Origin of the sequence: Flavobacterium sp., assembly GCF_965277525.1 — a bacterium.
Lineage (GTDB): Bacteria > Bacteroidota > Bacteroidia > Flavobacteriales > Flavobacteriaceae > Flavobacterium.
Genome location: NZ_CBDIDC010000001.1, coordinates 137,632 through 157,162, shown reverse-complemented (window position 1 = coordinate 157,162; position 19,531 = coordinate 137,632). Strand labels below are relative to the sequence as shown.

Genomic DNA, 19,531 nt, shown 5'->3' with positions numbered 1-19,531 from the left:
ACTAAATCGCCAATCTTTGTCGAGCTACTAACGGAGATCCCTCGTTCCTCGGGATGACAAACTGTACGGTCAACACTTTGTCAAAGTTGTCATGACCTTTTATATGTCCTTATATCCCTTATATGGTTAAAAAAAACCGTTCTAAATCGAATAAAAAATAGGTTCCGGAAACGGATTGTTATCTTTTACTTTGATTTCATTTTTATGATATACTACAGAGTTGGATGGAATACTATACGTCAGCCAGACATTTCCTCCAATAATAGAATCTCTTCCCACAACAGTTTGCCCGCCCAGAATCGTACTATTCGAATAAATAATCACATTATTCTCAATCGTAGGATGCCTTTTTATAAAAGCTTCTTCTTTTTTCACACTTAAAGCCCCCAATGTTACGCCCTGATATATTTGCACATTATCACCAATAATAGTCGTTTCACCTATTACAATTCCGGTTCCGTGATCGATGGCAAAATCGTTGCCTATTTGTGCACCGGGATGAATTTCGATACTCGTTTTGATATGCGCATATTCGGAGAAAGTGCGTGCCAGAAGCTTTAAATCCTGTTCCCATATTTGATGCGAAAATCGGTAAACGGCTATGGCAAAAAATCCGGGATAGGCATATAAAACTTCTTCTATAGATTTGGCGGCAGGATCTTTTTTAAAAATTGTATCGGCATCATTTAATGTTTTTTTGTACAGATCAGGCAATGCTTCAAAGAAGGTTTTAGTTTCCTCAAAGCTGCTGTCTTTTTCAGACGTGTAGTCAATTACAATTTCATTAAACTGCTTTTCTAAAACTTCAAATTTATTTTTGATAATAGATAAATCACCAAAGCGTTTTGAAGTATTCGAAAATAAAACAGAGAATAAATCCTCAATAAATTGATGGATGACCTTTTTTTGAGGAAGGATCAATAAACTCTGGTGGTTGTTGGCTATTTCCTGATAAAATGAATTCATAATGGTTTGTTTTTTGGTTCATAACTAACATTTTTATGAGAAATCAACTCATATGAACTGGAATTCTAAAACATTTAAAAGAGACTAGTCAAATACTATTAAACACATTAGTGCGCAAAGATTTTTTTTACTGGGCTGAAATAATCTCGCAAAGGCGCAAAGTTTATAGTATTGATGACTTCAAAATTAATTCCAAAATAAGAACATAAAACTTAAAAAACTTTGTGACTCTGCGTCTTTGCGAGATTAAAATATTACAACTTAAAAAAATCTGCCAAATAGTTTAAATTGCTGTTTCTTTTGGCTTTGAAAATTTCTCTCTAATATAAAAAACGGGTATTCCGATACCTGCGATGATTAATCCAGGCCAGGTATACGTAGGTTTGTAGATGATTAATAAAATACAGAACGCTGATCCTAAAAGGATATAAATGGCGGGTAAAAACGGATATCCAAAGGCTTTATAAGGTCTTTCGTGTTGTGGTTTTTTACGTCGCAAAACAAAAATTCCGGCAATAGTGATCACATAAAATAATACCACGACAAAAGAAATCATGTCTAATAAATTGCCGTATCGGCCGCTTAAACTCAAAATAACCGCCATAAAAAACTGAATCCAAAGTGCGTTTGCCGGAACCGAATGTTTATTTAAAATGGCTGTTTTCTTGAAAAACAAGCCATCTTTTGCCATACTTTGATAGACTCTCGCGCCTGATAAAATCATTCCATTCGCACAACCAAAAGAAGCAATCAAAATCATTAACGCGATAATAGAAGTGCCGCTTGAGCCAAAGATGGCCTGTGCTGCAGCGATTCCAACTCTGTCTTTTTCCGGTGTTCCAATCGCTTCAACGGGTAAAACTGCGGTAAACATGATGTTTAAAGAAACGTAAATCAGGGTTACAACGGCAGTTCCTAAAAGCAAACTCAAACCGATATTTCGTTTTGGATTTTTTATTTCATCCGAAACAAATGTCACATTATTCCAGGCATCGTAACTAATTACGGTTCCTACTAAAGCCGAAGCAATGGCGCCCCAAAAAGCAGGCGTATTGGTATATTGTAAAAACGAACCATCCGGATTTAATTTTTGCAAATGAAAAGGATTTGTCCAGTTGGCCTGCCAGACTTCGGGTTTGAAAAATATAAACCCGAAGACAATAAGAACTAGTAAGCTTATCAGTTTGGTTCCGGTAAAAAACTTCTGAATTATTTTTCCGAGTTTTACACCTTTGGTATTGATATAAGTTAATATGAATAACAAGACAATAGAGGAGAGCTGTGCCGGCGAAATGGTAAAGGATTCTCCAATTTTAAAAGCTACTAAATCCTCACTGAAGAATGGAAAAAAGTACGCCAGAAATTTAAAGAACGATACACAAACCGCGGCAATAGTTCCGGTTTGAATCACGGTAAACAAACTCCATCCATACACAAATGCCACAAGCGGATTGTAGGCTTCTTTTAAATACACATACTGACCTCCCGATTTAGGAAACATTCCGCTTAATTCGCCATAACTCACAGCAGCAATCAAAGTCATGAATCCGCCAATTAACCACACTAAAATTAGCCAGCCCGCTGATCCCACATTACGGGTAACATCGGCACTCACAATAAAAATTCCAGAACCAATCATTCCGCTGGCGACCAATAAGGCCGCATCGGCAAGACCGAGTTCTCTTTTGTATTCTTGTTTTTTTTCTATTTCTGACATTCTAATTTTTTGTTTTTATAAACTAAACCAATTCAGCATTGGTCAAAGGCGTTGTAGGTGTTTCTGTTGGAATTCTTCCTTGCAGATGAGGTAACGATGCATTTGGCAAACGTGGTAAAACCAATTTGGCAAAATAGTTCGCTTCTTCAATCAAAGGAAAGCCGGAGAAAATAAAAGATCTGAAACCCATATCCATATAGCGGTTTAGTTTTTCTATAATCTGATCGGCGCTTCCTACCAAACCGCTTCCGCAGCCAGAGAAAACTTTACCAATATCGGTCCATAAGATATCTTCTACATAACCATCTTCATCCGAAGTTTCTCTTAATTCATCTTGTTTTAAAACTCCTAACGAGCGTGAATCTTCGCCACGGCTTCTGATTTCTAATCCGCGTTTCTCATCAAATTTTGAGATTAGTTTTTTGGCGTAAGCCCTGGCTTCTTCCTGAGTTTCACGAACAATGACATGAATTCTTAACCCGAAATCTATCGTTCTTCCTTCTGCGGCAGCGCGTTCACTCATTTCCTTTAAGGTCGCATACATCGATTCTTCAGATTCCGGCCAGGTCAGAAACACATCGCAATGTTTGGCACAAACGGCTCTGGAACCAGGGGAAGTTCCTCCAAAATACAATAATGGACCGCCGTTTTGCTGATAAGATTTTACGGGATCTGATGGTAAATCAAACTGATAGATTTCACCTTTGTGCGAGATTCTGTCTTGTGTCCAGCCTTGTTGCAAAATCTGAATCACCTCAGAACATCGTTGGTATCTCAAATTAGGATCTTCACGAGTTCCCGGCAAATCAGAGTTGATGATATTCAATATTAATCTTCCTTTTAGTATGTGATCTAAGGAAGAAATAGCCCGCGCCAACATAGGCGGATGCACTTCTCCGGTACGAACCGCGAGTAAAAATGTAATCTTGTTGGTTTCAGGTGCAACACTTGCCGCAAAAGCCAATCCGTCTTGTCCCACAGTGTAAGCCGATGGATAAAGAATATTGCTAAAACCTAATTTTTCTGCTTCTAACGTAATCTCCCGACAATGTTCATAACTGCTTCGGCGATCATTATCCAGAACGCCTAAATATGCTGTATCTCCACCAATAATGTCATTGAACCAGGAAATTTCTGCGACTCTTTCCGGGGTTCTAATGGCTACTGTTTCAATTTTACCTTCAATCATTTTCTTTATTCTTTTTTAAAGCCTTTTTTAATTTTTTATTCTTTCCCTGTGAATGCTTATCAGCTTCACTAAACCAGTAAATTTCAGAAGTGTTTTTAGTAATTCTCATTGATACAACAGGTGCGGGATTTAGGTTGATCTGATTCATATTTTTGAGTTTTAGGTTATTATTTTTTAAAAACTGTTTTTCCTTCTTTTATCGTTTCCAAAACTGTAATGTCTTTTATTTTTGAAGGATCTATTTTGGTTAAATCGTCAGACAGCACCACTAAATCGGCCAGTTTTCCGGTTTCGATAGAACCTTTACTATTTTCTTCAAAATATTCGTAAGCACCGTTTATCGTGATCGCGCGAAGCCCTTCGATAGGAGTTAGCCTTTCATCCGGACCAATAACCTGACCGGAACGGGATTTTCTTTCAACAGAAGTCCACAACAAAAACAACTGATTTAATGGCGTAACCGGATAATCGGTATGGTTCGTAGCTACAACACCTTTTTTGATGGCTGTTTTTAATGGGCTTAAAAAATTAGCTCTGTCCGGACCTAAGTTGCGAACGTGCACATCGCCCCAAAAGAATGCGTGATTGCTAAAGAAAGCAGCAATGATTCCCAGTTTTTTATAATCGTCTAACTGATCAGGTCGTACGAATTGCGAGTGAATCGTAACTGGTCTGCGATCATTACTGTTTGTATTTAAAGTTTTATTGGCATTTTCTATTGCTTTTAGATACATATCGATTGTCGCATCTCCATTACAATGCACAAACGGACGAACATTATTTTGGAATGCTTTAATGACTAAATCATTAAACTGATCCTGCGTAATATTCGGGAAACCTGTACATTCATCATGATTACAACCCGGAACTTCTACCAGATACGATTTGCTAAAAAATGCCGTTTTACCTTGTGGCGAACCATCGGCAATCATTTTGGTACCGGCCAGTTTTAAGTGATTTTTTAGAACACCAAATTTAAAGTCAGGATTTTTCAATACTTTTTCTAAAGTTGGATATCCAGGCAAAGCTTCAATATCAATGAACAACTCGTTTCTTTCTGCCGCCTTATGCAATAATTCAACAGATTCATAACTTGAATATCCATCCTGAGCGGTTGTAATACCATTGCTGGCATAAAACAATTGCTGCTCTTTTAAATCTTTTATCTGCTGGTCTAAAGTTGGAGCTGGTTTTGCAGGTCTCTTCAATAATCGACTGGCATTTTCCTGTAATAATCCTGTTGGTTCGTTCGTTCCTTTTTTTCTTTCGATGGCACCTCCTGGAGGATTTGCAGTATTGACATCAATTCCTGAAAGTTTTAAAGCATACGAATTCGAAACCGACATATGTCCGTTGATGTTTGTAATCGTAACGGGATTATTAGGAAAAGCAGCGTCAAGATCTTCCTTATTCGGATGTCTTTTTTCTTCCAGCTGATCCTGATCGTATCCGTAAGCATCGATCCATTCGCCTGGAGCGATATTATTTTTCTTTTGAAAATCCTGAATACGGCTTACCAAATCGGCAATATTTTTAACATCGCCCATTGGCGGTGATCCTACATTTACCGTAGTCGATCTCGATAAACCCATAAAATGGCTGTGACCGTCAATAAATCCGGGAACTACCGTTTTTCCTTTTAGATCGACAATAATGGTGTTTTTGTCTTTTAATTTTTCGATTTTGCTATTCGTTCCAACAGCCAGAATTTTACCATTACTTACAGCAACGGCTTGTGCAGTGCTGTTTTTGGCATCGACCGTAATAATATTTCCATTGATAAAAATCTTCTCGACGGTATTTTTTTGCTGTGCATTTATAATCGTCGTAGCGAAGATTACAGCCAGGTATTTAAAGTTATTTTTCATTTCGTTATTTTCTTTTTAATTTTTGATATTTTCTAAAATTACAATCCTATCTCGGAGCCAGTTTGTTATAAGCCAATTCATTACTTGGTATTGCCCACACGTAATTGGCAGCTGTTGGCAAAACTTCAGGTGCGGCACCTGCATTTCCTGTTTTGGCAGGAAGCGCCTGAACTCTTCTCAATAAATCAGGTGTACGGAATCCTTCGCCAACCAGTTCGATTCTTCTTTCGTTTAAAATTGTATTAATCAATTCGTCTTTTGTGGTAACTCCTGTTGTGAAAACATAAGCAGCATCAGAACGATTTCGAACGGCTGATAACAGCGTTCTGGCCAAAGGCAAATTGTCACTTTGCGCAGCAGCTTCGGCATAATTCAAAAGGATTTCGGCATAACGAATTACAGGAACATAATCAGTAAAAGGGGCACCATTTTTTTTGAATTTGTTCAGTAATTTTTGCCCTGTTGCATTGGTGATCACCAAACTTTTTCTGGCATCTGTTGAGGTTGCAGAAAAAACATTATCAGCAATAATTCCTGCTGTATTGAAATAAATAACAGGAGTTAAATAATTTCCGCCAAGGGCACTTTGCAATCCGGGAGCTTCGGCAGCAGTTGTAAACGGAATCGAAAAAATCGCTTCGTTACCTACATAAGAACCTCCAAAAACGGTAGCCACATTTGGTTCTAAACGGTGTGTCAAACTTCCGGAAACGTATTGAAAAGGAGCTGTTGCAGGAACTAATTTACTGGCTTCAGAAATTACTTTTGTATAATCGCCTTTACTTAAATAGACTCTGGTTTTTAAGGCAATTGCTGTAGCTTTATGTGCTCTTGAAGCGGTTAGAATTCCTGTTGCATAACTTTCCGGCAAATCAGCTTCGGCTTCGTCAAGATCTTTTAGAATCTGAGTGTAAACATCGGCCACGCTGCTAAAAGCGAAGTCATTAAGTCCTCCTGATGTATTTCCTTTTAAGCGTAACGGAAGTGCTAATGCAGCACTATTTTGTGCATAAGGTTTTGCGTAGGTTTGTACCAAACTTAGATACGAAATGGCTCTTACAAACTTAGCTTCGGCAATATAATTTTTACGTAGATCTTCAGTGACAACAGTAGAAGTTGCCAGATTGTCGATCAGAATATTCGAGAAATTGATGGTGGCATAAGCAACGCTCCAAACGGAGTTTACAAAATCTCCCGAAGAAGTTATGGTTTGATTCCAAACATTCGCTCCGGTTGAATTGTTTCCATCATTCTGGCTGAATTCGTTGCCTCTTTGTTCATTAAAAATAATGAAACGACCACCGTAAAAAGACGGATTACTAAACTGACCGTAAAGTCCGTTTACCTGACCTAAAATTTTGGCTGGTGTGCTGAAAGCGGTTTCTGTAGAAATGCTCGTTTCAGGAACAGTATCTAAAGCATTATCACTACATCCGGCCAATAATAAGGCTAGAAATGGCGTAATAATGAAGGCTTTTTGTATGCTTTTTTTATAATTGAAAATCATGATGTTTTTATTTTAATTAAGATTAATGCCTAGAAACCTACATTAAGTCCTAAAGTGAATACTACTGAATTGGCCGGTACGTTTTGATCTTTCCCTGAATTGATAGAGTTTCCGTTGATTGAAATTTCAGGATCTGAACCGCGATATTTTGTCCAGGTATATAAATTAGAGCCCTGTGCATATACTTTGGCTGACGAAATATATTTGTTGACCAACTCGTTTTTTACTGGAATTCTATAGCTTAAAATGATGTTTTTTACTTTTAAATAAGAGCCATCTTCAACATAAGCAGAGTTGCTTGATGAGAATCCTCCAGAGAAACTGTCTCCGTAAATTAACTTAGGAACATCTGTAACCTGACCCGGAGTTGTCCAGCGATCTTTGATGAAAGTTCCGTTGTTAAAGAAGCGCTGATCTGATAAAGTCGATCTTGTACCGTTGTACAATTTGTTTCCGCCGGAGAAAGTTAAACCAATCGTTAAATCGAAGTTTTTATACGATAAATTGTTGTTCAAACCTCCATAATAAGTGGGTAATGAAGGTCCCTGAATACGACCATCACGATAGTTGTCGATTGCCGGTGCAGTAGCTCCGTTTAGATACGTAAAAGCTTTTGTAAGGGCGTTGTATTGTACTTCTTCGTTATTAGCGTTTACATAAACACGGTTTCCGTTTTCAGGATTTACCCCGGTTGTTGGTACGGCAAAAATCGATCCTACAGAATAGCCTTCTCTTGTAATATTCTGGATTCCGAAAGTGCTCAAAGCCGTTGGATAAATATCTCCGTATCCGCCTAAAGAGGTTACTTTGTTTTTGATGGTAGACAAATTAAAACTTGCATTCCACTGAAAATCATTATCATTTATGATGTTCGCATTAATCGAAAGTTCAAATCCTTTGTTGTATAAAGAACCCACGTTTGCCGCAATAGAATTGTTAGGAATTCCTTGTGATAAAGACTGAGGCGCATTCAAAATCAAATCGTTGATGTTGTTTTTGTAATAATCCGCTTCAACTGTAATTCTGTTATCAAAAAGTCCAAAGTTGATTCCGAAGTCAAACTTTTTACTGGTTTCCCATTTTAAATTTGAATTGCCTGATTGTGCAAAATTTAGTGTTGGAACTCCGGCGTAGGTACCTGCTGTGTATTGAGATAGCGCCGCATAATCGTTTAATTCGCTGTTACCCACAATTCCGTAACTGGCACGAACTTTAAAAGCATTTAAGACATTTTTTATGGATGAACTTTTGAAAAAATCTTCTTCGGATACATTCCATCCTATAGAAGCTCCCCCAAAATTTCCCCATTTATTTCCGGATGCCAATGCTGATAATCCGTCTCTTCTGAAGTTAAGATTCAGCAAGTATTTTTTGTCATAATCGTAGGCAATACTACTGAAATAAGAAAGCAAAACATTTTCTGTCTGAACCGAAGGACCAGGGGCAATGGTTGTAAATCCGCCTTGATAACTGGTAAAGAAAGGATCTGTTAATCCGGTTTTTATAGCGCCCCAACCGTCGATTTCGCGAACATTTTTCTCTTGTCCCAAAAGCACTTTTAAATTGTGTTTTTGATCGAATACAGTCGCGTAGGTAAGGGTATTGGTCCAGTTGGATCTCGAATATTTGGTATTGGAATTTGTTGCTGCTCCTTTGGTAGAGAAACCATCTCCGCTAAACGGATTTCTAAATTCCTTGTTTTCTACAACGAAATTATTGATACCGTAAACCGTTTTAAATTTCAGGTTTTTGATGATTTCAAGTTCGGCATAAATGCTTCCGATAAAAGTGTTGTTTTCAGAAGTGTTTTTGTCTAAATCTAAAATCGTCTGCAAGTTGTAGGCATTAAAAACGCCCAAAGCAGGACTGTTTGCTCCGTATCCTATATTCCCGTTACTCGGGTTGATGTTGTAAGAACCATCAGGATTGTAAACTGAAACGTTGGATGGTAAAATATAAGTAAGTCTTCCCAAAGGCTGTAAACCAATATATTGTGTATTCACCGCATTTCCGGCTGAAGATCCAATGGAATTAGGTGTTGAAGATCCTGAATTTGGACCTGAATTTAAGGAGTTATTATAAGAGAAATTAGTTCCTAAAGTAAGGGAGTTGTTCAGCTTATGTTCAAAATTCAATCGGATTCCTTTTCGCACAAATTCATTCGTTTTTAGAATACCTTGTTGGTCTGAATAATTGGTAGAAATAAAATAACTGGTAGAATTTGTAGCACCTGAAAAGCTCAGGTTATGATTTTGTGAAATTCCTGTGTGATACGCTACATCATACCAATTGGTTCCTATTGTCGATCCGTCAGCATTTTGTCCTAAGGCAAAACCGGGTGTAAGTCCTGCATTGGTTCTCGCTTCATTCTTAATACTTACATAATCTTCAGCATTTAAAAGTTTTGGCAAATTCGTAGCTTTATTCCAACTTACCCAAACATCGTAATTGACGTTTACTTTTCCTTTCTTTCCTTTTTTAGTGGTGATAACGATAACTCCATTTGCCGCACGAGAACCGTAAACTGCCGCTGCCGAAGCATCTTTTAAAACATCAATCGATTCAATATCATTCGGGTTAATATCAGATAAAGGGTTATTGCCAATGGCACCTCCGGCTGTTCCTGTAAAAACCGTTACACCATCAACAATAATTAATGGATATAACGAACTTGTGATCGAGTTGATTCCACGAATTCGGATTACAGGCGTATTGTTTAAAGATCCGCTGGGTTGTACAATGTTTAATCCTGAAGCCTGACCACCTAACAATTGATCGAAACTTTGCGCCGGACGATTGGCAATTTGTTTCGCATCGATTTTGGATGTCGCTCCTGTAAAGGTTTTTTTGGCCGATGTGCCGTATCCTACCACCACTATTTCATCTAGTTTCTCCACTTGTTCTGTTAGTTTTATCAACACCGGACTTCCGTCTACTGTAACTTCTTTAGAATTATAACCGATATAACTAATAACTAAAGTATAAGGGAACTTTTGACCGGTCTGAAAGTAAAACTTTCCGTCGATATCGGTTTCAACGCCGTGTGTAGTTCCTTTGATGTTTACCGAAGCGCCAATAATAGGCTGATTTGATATTTGATCTACAATCGTTCCGTTAAGTTTCGATTGAATATTGGGTTCTGTATTTTGAGCATTTATTCCGATGGAGATGAACAAAATGCTAATCCATAAAATAAGTTTTGTATTTTTTTTCATTCTTGGTTATTGATTTTTTGTAATTAAAAAATGCCGGAAGATTGGATGTCTTATGCATTGTTTTATTGAGTGATAAATGTTCTTTAAGCCTTGCCATTTCTGTTGCCGCAGAAATATTTAGGTGCAATTTTGTAGTGGTATTGGTGTCATGTTTGTTCGTATTTAGTTATTGTTTTTGGATGATTTATAGTTATGCGTGATACTCCTTCCTGATGCAAAAAATGCAGCAAAATGATGGTGTAATATTCAAGAAAACCGTTGAGGTTTAAGAAAGCTCGTTTTTTAAATTGCGATTCTTTAGATAGAAATCGATTTTGAACGAAAAGGATGTGAGGGAATTAACAACAGAAGCACATATAACAAAAAGTGTTATAAGTATATTTTTTGGGAAGAATGTAAAATGATATGCTTTCGGTTGTTTTCAAAATGTAGTTCTTTTGGTTTTAAACTCTACTAATTCTATAGACAAAGTTAAATTTAATATAATAAAAACCAAAAGTTTTTTAATTTTTCTTTAACTGAATAGGAGAGAAGAACTTACGAATTGAATTGAAGTATGGTTTAATCTGTTGATTTTTAGTAGGTTGAATTTTATTCTATTAGAACAAAAAAATAAGTATACGTTAAATTTTTATACTTATTTTTCTGTCTTTAAAGGTTTTATGTAATAAAAAATTGCGCTTTTAGTAAATCTATTTAGAAAAAAGGAATACATCGATTTTGTATTGATTTCCAAATATGCCTGAATATTTTTTCTCGCAGATTTGGCAGATTGAGCAGATTTTATAATTTCTTATTTCATTTTCAATATATAGAAATCTTGATTTTTATATGTATTAAAAAGAATATAAAAAGTAAACATGCTTTTTTACACAGATTATTAAAATACACGTACTACAGATTAAATATTTACAAGATTAAAAAAAGAATCTGCTCAATCTGCCAAATCTGCGAGAAAAATTTAAACACCTATATATGTGTGTGTTAAATAAGTGAAATGTCTTTTTTAAGTTAAAGAATTTCTATGTTTCTATGTGTTAAAATAATTACTGCCAATTACTTTTTCAAAGCTGCTCCACCAGGCATTACCTCCGTTTTTAATTTGAATTTACTGTATTCTACAACACCGGTTTTATCAGCCCAATCAAAATAAGCAGCCGAAAGTTGGTTTACAATTCCGGGATTTTGTTGCGCGACATTAGTGGTTTCGCCACGATCGGTTTCGATGTTATAAAGTTCCCATTCGTACGACGGATAAGTCGAAACCAATTTCCATTTGCCATCTCTTACGGCCCTGTTTCCGGCTCTTTCCCAAAATAATGGTGCGCCTCTATCGACCTGCGAAACATTATTAAATAAAACAGGCAACAAACTGCTTCCAACCAAAGGGTTTGTCGTCACACCATTATATTGTTTGGGATATTCTATTCCGGCCAATTCATAAAAAGTAGGGGCAAGGTCAATAATATGTCCGGTTCCCTTATCGATTCGGCCCGCTTTTATTTTTGATGGAAACCACGCTATGAAAGGAGAACTGAATCCGCCTTCGTGCATGTTATTTTTATATTGCTGTAATGGAGTATTCGACAAATACGCCCAGTTTTGTTCCTGATAATCAAATGATCCTGAGGTTCCAACAGGTCCGTCGTTTCGAACCAAACCTCTTCCTAACGGATTATAGGTATTGAAACCGCCCTGTGCACCATTATCTGAAATGAAAATAATCAGTGTGTTTTTATCCTTTTTTAAAGCTTTTAATTTTTCCAGAACTTTCCCCACATTTTGATCCATATTATCGACCATTGCGGCGTAAACTTCCATTTTAGCTTTCCAGAATTGCTTTTCGTCATACGTCAATTTACTCCATTCCGGAACCTCAGGATCTCTTGGAGAAACCGTTTGATCTGCCGGTAAAATTCCGTTTGCTCTTAGTTTTGCAATTCTTTTTTCTCTTAAAACATCCCAGCCCTCGTCAAATTTGCCTCGGTATTTTGCAATATCAACTGGTTTTGCCTGCAATGGCCAATGCGGAGCCGTAAAAGCCAAGTACAAAAAGAACGGTTTATTTTCTTTGTTTTGTTCGTCTAAGAAAGTCACAGCATTGTTCCCGATTTCATCTGTAAAATAATACGAATCGTCTTTTGGATGTAATTCCTCGTTATTACGAATTAATTTTACCGGATAAGGTGTTTTACCAAAAGGCAGCGGTTTTGTATCAAAATAGTTAGAAGCTCCCTTAAGGATTCCGTAAAACTTATCAAAACCTCTTTGATTTGGCCATTGCGCCTGATCTTCGGAACCTACATGCCATTTTCCGGAAAGCAAAGTGCTGTAACCTCCAGAACGAAAAACTTCTCCTAATGTCAAAGATTCTTTGTTTAAATAACCCTGATACGCCGGTAAACCCAAATTGACATCAAAAAATCCCATTCCGGCTTTGTGTTGGTATTGTCCGGTAAGCAAGGATCCGCGGGTTGGCGCACAAATTGAATTATTATAAAATTCGCGTAAGCGTAAACCTTCGCTGGCTAATTTATCAAGATTAGGTGTTTTAATTTCTGATCCATAATTCCCTAAATCAGAATAACCCATATCGTCGACCATGATTAAAATTATATTGGGTTTTTCTGAAGTTGTTTTATTTTGTGCCGAAACTAAAACGACTGACAGCAGAAGATTTAGCGTAATAATTGTTTTTTTCATTATAGTTGATATTTTAATTTTTTTGAAAATTGTTGGGTTTTCACTTTGTTAAAGTTTCAAACTTTGACAAAGTTTTATTCGCATTTTTTGTCATTCCGAGGAACGAGGGATCACACTAGAAACTCCGCAAAGAAATGGCGACAATCTTTGTCGAGCTACTAGCGAAGATCCCTCGTTCCTCGGGATTACAAGCTTGTGGTTACTTTTGTCGAACATCATTGCCTTTAACTTTGTCAAAGTTCTCGAGATTACTATGCTGTTTTACATTCGCATAACTATGCGTTTTATTTAAAGTGAAATGACTTTTTTAAACCTTTCTAAAACTATGTTTCTATGTGTTTAAAAAATTATTTACCAAACAGTAAAAACGCAATAATCAGTGTGATAATCACATTGAACAACTGCGCGATTAAAAACGCATACAAAGGTTTACGACTATTATTACTCAGTAAATCTTTAAAGTTCGTTTCAAGACCAATACTCGTAAAAGCCAAAGCAAACCAAATACCTTGTAGATTCTTCAAACTGTCTTTTACGCCATCTCGGGTTTCAGAAGTAAGGAGGAAAGAAAACAATAAAGAAGCGGCAATAAAGCCAATAACAAATTTTGGAAAACGTTCCCAAATAACACTCAAAGTGGGTTTTGATTCAACAGCTTCTGCCGATTTGTTGTGGGTATACGTCCAATAAACTGATATGGCAAAAGCGGCAATTCCTAACAATACATTTTGAGAGAATTTTACAATCGTACTAATCTTCAAAGCAGTTTCGCCAACCAAAGAACCGGAAGCTACTACGGCGCCGGATGTATCGATACTTCCGCCCAACCACGCTCCGGTAACTTCTTCGGGGAAATTGAAATATTTGGCAATTATAGGCATGAAAATCATCATAGGAATTGCCGTTACCAAAACAATCGAAATAACATAAGACAGTTTTTTCGAATCGCCTTTTATCGCGCCCGAAGTGGCAATTGCAGCCGAAACGCCGCAAATAGAAACTGCACTCGAAATCATCATCGTTAATTCGTCGTCGACTTTTAGTTTTTTACACAACCAAAAAGCAAAATACCAAACGGATAAAACGACAACCAAAGCCTGAATTAATCCCAAAGAACCTGCTTTTAGAATGTCTGAGAAAATAACGCTCGTTCCTAATAAAACCAATCCTATTTTGACAAATACTTCTGTAGAAAGTGCGGATCGAAACCATTCCGGAAGTTTGAAGAAGTTACCAATCGCGAGACCAATTGCTAAACTGAAAATGACAGCTTCAAGATTCAATCCTTTTACTTCGGTATTTCCGGCAATGATCAAGGCGAGAACAGTCAGGATATAAACGACCGGAAAACCTAGTAAAAAGTATTTTACCGATTTACCGATTAAAAAAGCGCCTAAAGTTCCGATAGAAATAAGGTATAAAAATTGTAATCCGAGGATTTTTAGGTTTGCTAAATCGAATACATCGTGGAATAAATCGGTTCCGGTAGACCATTTGAAAACGGGAACTTCGGGAAGAAAAAGAAAAAGAGAAATCCCGATGATTATAAATCCGAGAATTACGACGGTCCAGTCTTCGTGAATGTTGAATGTTTTGGTTGGGGTTGGCATTGTAAATTTATTGTTGGTTATCCTAACAGGTTTTTAAAACCTGTTAGGTATTAATTTGTTGGGTCTTATTTTTTTGAATAATCTCCAGCCTTAGCTTGAGGTTATTGTTTTGTGACTGACATTGGCTTTAGCTGAATATTGGTAGGACTGACCTTAAAACTAAATACCTAACAGGTTTTAAAAACCTGTTAGGATAGCTAAATGTCGGGTTGCTGATCAATTATAAATCGACAAAATATTTTTGTTTACCAAAATCAAATTCATAATGCGTTAGATTTGGCCATAAAGGTTTTACTAAACCTTTTTCCCAGTTTTGTAAAGCGAGATGTAATTCTTTTACTTTTGCCGGATTTTTTTGAGCAAGATCTGTTGTTTCAGATTTGTCTGTAGCTAAATTATAAAGCCATTCTTCATGGGTTTTTCCGCTGATGATTAATTTCCAATCACCGCTTCTAATCGCTTTTGCATCGCCGGAACGCCAGTACAAAGTTTTGTGTGCTTCTTTATTTTCATTGACTGTACTTACAAGATCAACACCATCATAAACCCGGTCTTTTGGTAAATCAGAATGAATAGCAGCAGCAATTGTAGCGAAAATATCCAATGTACTTACCGGAGTTTTATAGATGGTATGCGGTTTGATTTTTCCTTTCCACGAAAGTGCAAACGGAACATTTACGCCGCCTTCGAAATGAGAAAATTTTCCGGCTTTTAGAGGTGCGTTTGTCGTAGCAAAAGTATAATCGGCACCACCGTTGTCGCTGGCAAAAATGATCAAAGTATTATCTTCCAGACCTTCTTTTTTGACTTTAGCCCTGATTCTTCCCACGGCATCATCAAGCGCGCTGATCATGGCAAAATAAACACGTTTGTTTTCGTCTTTTACATTAGGGAAACGATCGTAGTATTTTTTACGACCCTGAAATGGTGTATGGGGCGCATTAAAAGGAACATATAATAAGAAAGGCTTGTTTTTATTTCGATCAATAAAAGCTTCTGCTTCATCAGCAAATGTTTCGGTTAAATACGCCTTATTGTGAATGATCGTAGTGTCACGACGAATTTGTCCGATACCAACGCGGCCATTTCCCCAAATCATTTTATCGGTAAAATCTTTGTGGTGATGGTTGATAATATCAGGATTATCATCTTCGGGCGTGTAAAGCGAGAATGCCTGATAAAACCCATAATGGTAATCGAAACCTCGGTCTAACGGAAAAAATCCTTTGTTGTGACCTAAATGCCATTTTCCGATAATTCCCGTGCTGTACCCTTCTCTTTTGGCCAAATCAGCGAACGTAATTTCAGATTGTGGCAAACCTTGTGTGGCAATCGAAGCTTCGTTCGGGTAATTGATTTTATCATTCAGTCTCCAGTTATTGGTATTGATTAAATATTTGAAACCATAATATTCCAGATTGTTTTTTGGATAACGATCTCCAGGTTGATATTCATGCCCAAAACGTTCCTGATAACGCCCCGTTAAGATACCGGCGCGCGAAGGCGAACAAATCGAAGCCGAAACATAACCATCCTGAAAAGTTACTCCGGAAGCCGCTAAAGAATCTATTTGTGGCGTTGGTGTCGATTTTCCTCCGTATAATGAGATGTCGTATTTTCCTAAATCATCAGCGAGGATAATAATAATATTTGGTTTTTTTACAGTGCTGTCTGTGGGAACTTTTTCAGCTAGAAATTTTGCTTTTCCTTCCAGTAATTTTGGGTCTGGTTTTATTAAAGTTCCATCGGTATTGATGGGCCAGAATAAAAATACAGCTATAATTGCCAATACAATTAGAACCGGAAAAAGAATCTTTTTTATTTTGGATAATGCCATAGTTTTTATTTTTTATTTTGGAAATGATGCTTTTAGGGATAATCTTTGTCAAAGTTTTAAACTTTGACAAAGATCTATGCTCATTTTTGTCATCCCGAACGAGGGATCACACTAGAAATTCCTCAAACTGAATCGTCAATCTTTGTCGAGTTACGAGTGTGATCCCTCGTTCCTCGGGATGACAAAATTGGCGATTATGATTGCGAAGAATGGATTTTAATCCGTTGAACGCAATTGTGATTATTTCACCGCCAAAGCCACATCAACATCGTTTTTCAAATCGCCTAAACCTTCTTTTTTAAAGACAATTTTTCCGTCTTTATATAAAATTAAAGTCGGGAAAACTTTTACGGTTTTTAGATCAGCGATTACTTGTGGGCTGTCTTCTAAATCAATTTCTACGATTTTTAGATTAGAGCCGTATTGCGCTTTGATGGTTTCTAAAACAGGTTTTACTTTTTTACAAGCGCCACAATAAATAGATCCAATATCTACCAGAACATCTTTGTTTTCGGCAATGATTTTTTTGTATTCGGCAAGAGTCAATTTGCTTTTTGAGTTGGCATAAAAAGGTTTCCCGTTTCCAATCCAGTTGGCGATTCCGCCTTCGAGACTGTAGGCTTCTTTAAAACCTTTTTTTAATAAATCGTCTGCCAGCCAAACACTTCTTCCTGCACCAATCGAATAAGTAAATACAGGTTTTGATTTGTCTAATTTTGCTACTTGCGCAGCATAATCTTTAGATTCAAGGTTAAAATTTACTGCACCATTGATATGGTTCAGCGCAAATTCTTCAGCACCTCTGGCATCAATGATTTGTGGTTTTTTTTCGCTCTGAATTTTACTGTAAAACACGTCTAACGAAACCGTATTCGAACTTTTATTCTGAGAAAAACCTGTAACTGTAAAAAGCAAAATTGCGGTCGCAATACTATTTTTAAATATTTTATTTTTCATGATTTTGTTTTAAGGGGTTACAATATTCCAATACGGATTTGCCGGTTCGAAAGTGCTCGCCAATTCTCTGAACTTAAACGGATCACCTTCAAAACTAACTCCGTCAGAAGTTAGAATTTCCCTTGCCGTTTCAGGATTGGATAATAAGGCTACGAACTTGGCTTTTGGGATTGTTAGGGTAAATTCGGCTTTATCATTTGGTCGGGTTTGACTTTGATGCAAAACGCCATTTTTAAGATAAACCAGAATGTTTTTATTGAGTTCCGGGAAAATGAAACGCAATTTTACGTCTTTTCCGGCTGCTTTATTTCCGTCAACAGTAACGGATAAATAATCGAAAATAGCTTCTGGAGTTAACGTAGACAAAAATCCTGCTGCACGATTTACAGGGTTTTTAGGAACAATTACACCTTCTCGAAGTTCTTTGGTTCCGGATAAATATAAATCTCTCCAAATTCCGGATTCGCTTTGATAGGCGATTTGTTCGAAAGCATCGGCTTGTAAATTTTTAGCGGCAACATTCTCGGGATTTGCAAAAATGACGTGTTTCAACACTTCGGCAACCCAACGGTATTCGCCTTTTTGATAACTTTCGGTTGCTTTTTTCAGAGCGGTTTCTTCACCGCCAAACCATTCGATATATTTTTTAGCCGATTCTACTTGCGGTAATTTATCATAATCAGCAGGATTTCCGTCCCACCAGCCTAAGTAGAATTGATACGTTGCTTTGGCATTGTGTTTTACCGTTCCGTAAAAATCACGGTTGTACCATTCTTTGCCCAATTCGGCAGGTAATTTTATTTCTTCGGCAATCTCATCTTTATTTAAACCTTTGTTGGCCAAATGAACAGTTTGATCGTGCACGTATTTGTATAAATCTCGTTGTTTTTCCAGGAAAGTAATTCCTTTATCGTGCCCGTAAACCGGCCAGGTGTGCGACGGAACGATGAATTCGGTTTTATCTCCAAACAAATCAATCGCTTCGTCAAGATATCCTGCCCAGGCTTTAGCGTCTCTGGTTTTGGCACCACGAGGCGTAAGGACATTATGATAAGTATGACTGGCAATTTCGGCAGAAAAGAAAACTTTCTGGGCAGGAGCAAAGATCGTTAATTCGGCTGGAGCTTCAGAATTCGGCGTAAGCTGAAAAACAAGATCCAAACCATCAATCGTAATTTTTTGCCCTGTTTTTTCGACTTCGAAATTAGGCTGTAAAAGTGAGGAAGAACCTCCGCTTAAAAATGGTTTCCCTAATCCAACATCAACCTGACCGGTTGCGCTTCTTTCTAAACTTAAACCAAACTGATAACCGGCTCTTCGTCGCATTACGTTTCCTAAAAGCACATTTTCGCTTACGGCTTCTTCATAAAAACCTTTTGGTGTGATAAATTTTACTTTTCCGGATTTGATATCTTCTGCTGCAACCAAACCTTCTAAACCTCCGTAATGATCGCCGTGACTGTGCGTAACAATTACAGCCAAAATTGGTTTATTGGCAACATGTTTTTTGACCAATTCATAAGCCGCTGCCGAAGCTTCGCCAATCGTTAAGGCATCAATAACCACATAACCATTTTTGGTTTCGATAAACGAAATATTGGCGACATCAAAAGAACGAACCTGATAAACGCCATCGGTAATTTTAAACAATCCGTTGATGTTGTTGAGTTGTGCCTGACGCCATAAAGCGGGATTGACTGTTGCCGGAGATTTTCCTTTTATAAAAGCAAAATCATTTAAGTTTACAGCAACATTTCCTGTTTTAGAAAGAATTTTACCGTCGGCAAGAGTGGCGATAAAACCTCTCTTGGCGTCGGTAAAATCGGCAGTATCATCAAAGTTTAACTTCGAATATACTGCCTCATTTGATTTTTGGGTAAAAGTTGACGCTTGTTTTGGTGCTTGTGCGTTTGCAATGATGGTAAAACCAATTAACAGTGTCTTTATTTTATTTTTTTTCAT

General features: G+C 37.2%; 12 protein-coding genes. All 12 read right to left on the bottom strand.

Annotated elements, in window-relative coordinates; all coding sequences use genetic code 11:
- Positions 1–141: 141 nt before the first annotated feature.
- Entirely contained in the window at positions 142–966 is an 825-nt protein-coding gene (epsC, locus tag ACQY44_RS00605; protein ID WP_428228485.1) for a serine O-acetyltransferase EpsC, read from the bottom strand.
- 283 nt (positions 967–1,249) lie between these two features.
- The gene (locus tag ACQY44_RS00600; RefSeq protein ID WP_428228484.1) at positions 1,250–2,683 is read right to left on the bottom strand and encodes an APC family permease; all 1,434 of its coding nucleotides are present in this window, start codon (positions 2,681–2,683) and stop codon (positions 1,250–1,252) included.
- Positions 2,684–2,705: 22 nt separating this feature from the next.
- Positions 2,706–3,872 carry an LLM class flavin-dependent oxidoreductase gene (locus tag ACQY44_RS00595; protein WP_428228483.1) on the bottom strand — a complete coding sequence of 389 codons (1,167 nt, stop codon included), beginning with the start codon at positions 3,870–3,872 and terminating at the stop codon, positions 2,706–2,708.
- Complete coding sequence (locus ACQY44_RS00590; RefSeq protein WP_428228482.1) at positions 3,865–4,020, bottom strand: hypothetical protein; 156 nt, start codon at positions 4,018–4,020, stop codon at positions 3,865–3,867. Before ACQY44_RS00590 ends, ACQY44_RS00595 begins: the two co-directional genes overlap by 8 nt.
- Positions 4,021–4,039: 19 nt before the next feature.
- Positions 4,040–5,740: an amidohydrolase gene (locus ACQY44_RS00585; RefSeq protein WP_428228481.1), complete on the bottom strand. Its 1,701-nt coding sequence runs from the start codon at positions 5,738–5,740 to the stop codon at positions 4,040–4,042.
- A gap of 46 nt (positions 5,741–5,786) precedes the next feature.
- On the bottom strand, positions 5,787–7,247 hold the full coding sequence (locus tag ACQY44_RS00580) for a RagB/SusD family nutrient uptake outer membrane protein (protein ID WP_428228480.1): 1,461 nt from the start codon (positions 7,245–7,247) through the stop codon (positions 5,787–5,789).
- 29 nt (positions 7,248–7,276) lie between these two features.
- Positions 7,277–10,462, bottom strand: a complete 3,186-nt coding sequence (locus tag ACQY44_RS00575) for a SusC/RagA family TonB-linked outer membrane protein (protein WP_428228479.1) — start codon at positions 10,460–10,462, stop codon at positions 7,277–7,279.
- Between the two features lie 1,056 nt (positions 10,463–11,518).
- A complete protein-coding gene (locus ACQY44_RS00570) occupies positions 11,519–13,165 on the bottom strand; it encodes an arylsulfatase (RefSeq protein WP_428228478.1) in 1,647 nt (548 codons plus the stop codon).
- Positions 13,166–13,512: 347 nt separating this feature from the next.
- Complete coding sequence (locus ACQY44_RS00565) at positions 13,513–14,775, bottom strand: YeiH family protein (RefSeq protein WP_428228477.1); 1,263 nt, start codon at positions 14,773–14,775, stop codon at positions 13,513–13,515.
- Between the two features lie 220 nt (positions 14,776–14,995).
- Complete coding sequence (locus ACQY44_RS00560) at positions 14,996–16,612, bottom strand: sulfatase-like hydrolase/transferase (protein WP_428228476.1); 1,617 nt, start codon at positions 16,610–16,612, stop codon at positions 14,996–14,998.
- A 240-nt stretch (positions 16,613–16,852) separates the two neighbouring features.
- Entirely contained in the window at positions 16,853–17,569 is a 717-nt protein-coding gene (locus ACQY44_RS00555; protein WP_428228475.1) for a thioredoxin domain-containing protein, read from the bottom strand.
- 9 nt (positions 17,570–17,578) lie between these two features.
- A complete protein-coding gene (locus ACQY44_RS00550) occupies positions 17,579–19,531 on the bottom strand; it encodes an alkyl/aryl-sulfatase (protein WP_428228474.1) in 1,953 nt (650 codons plus the stop codon).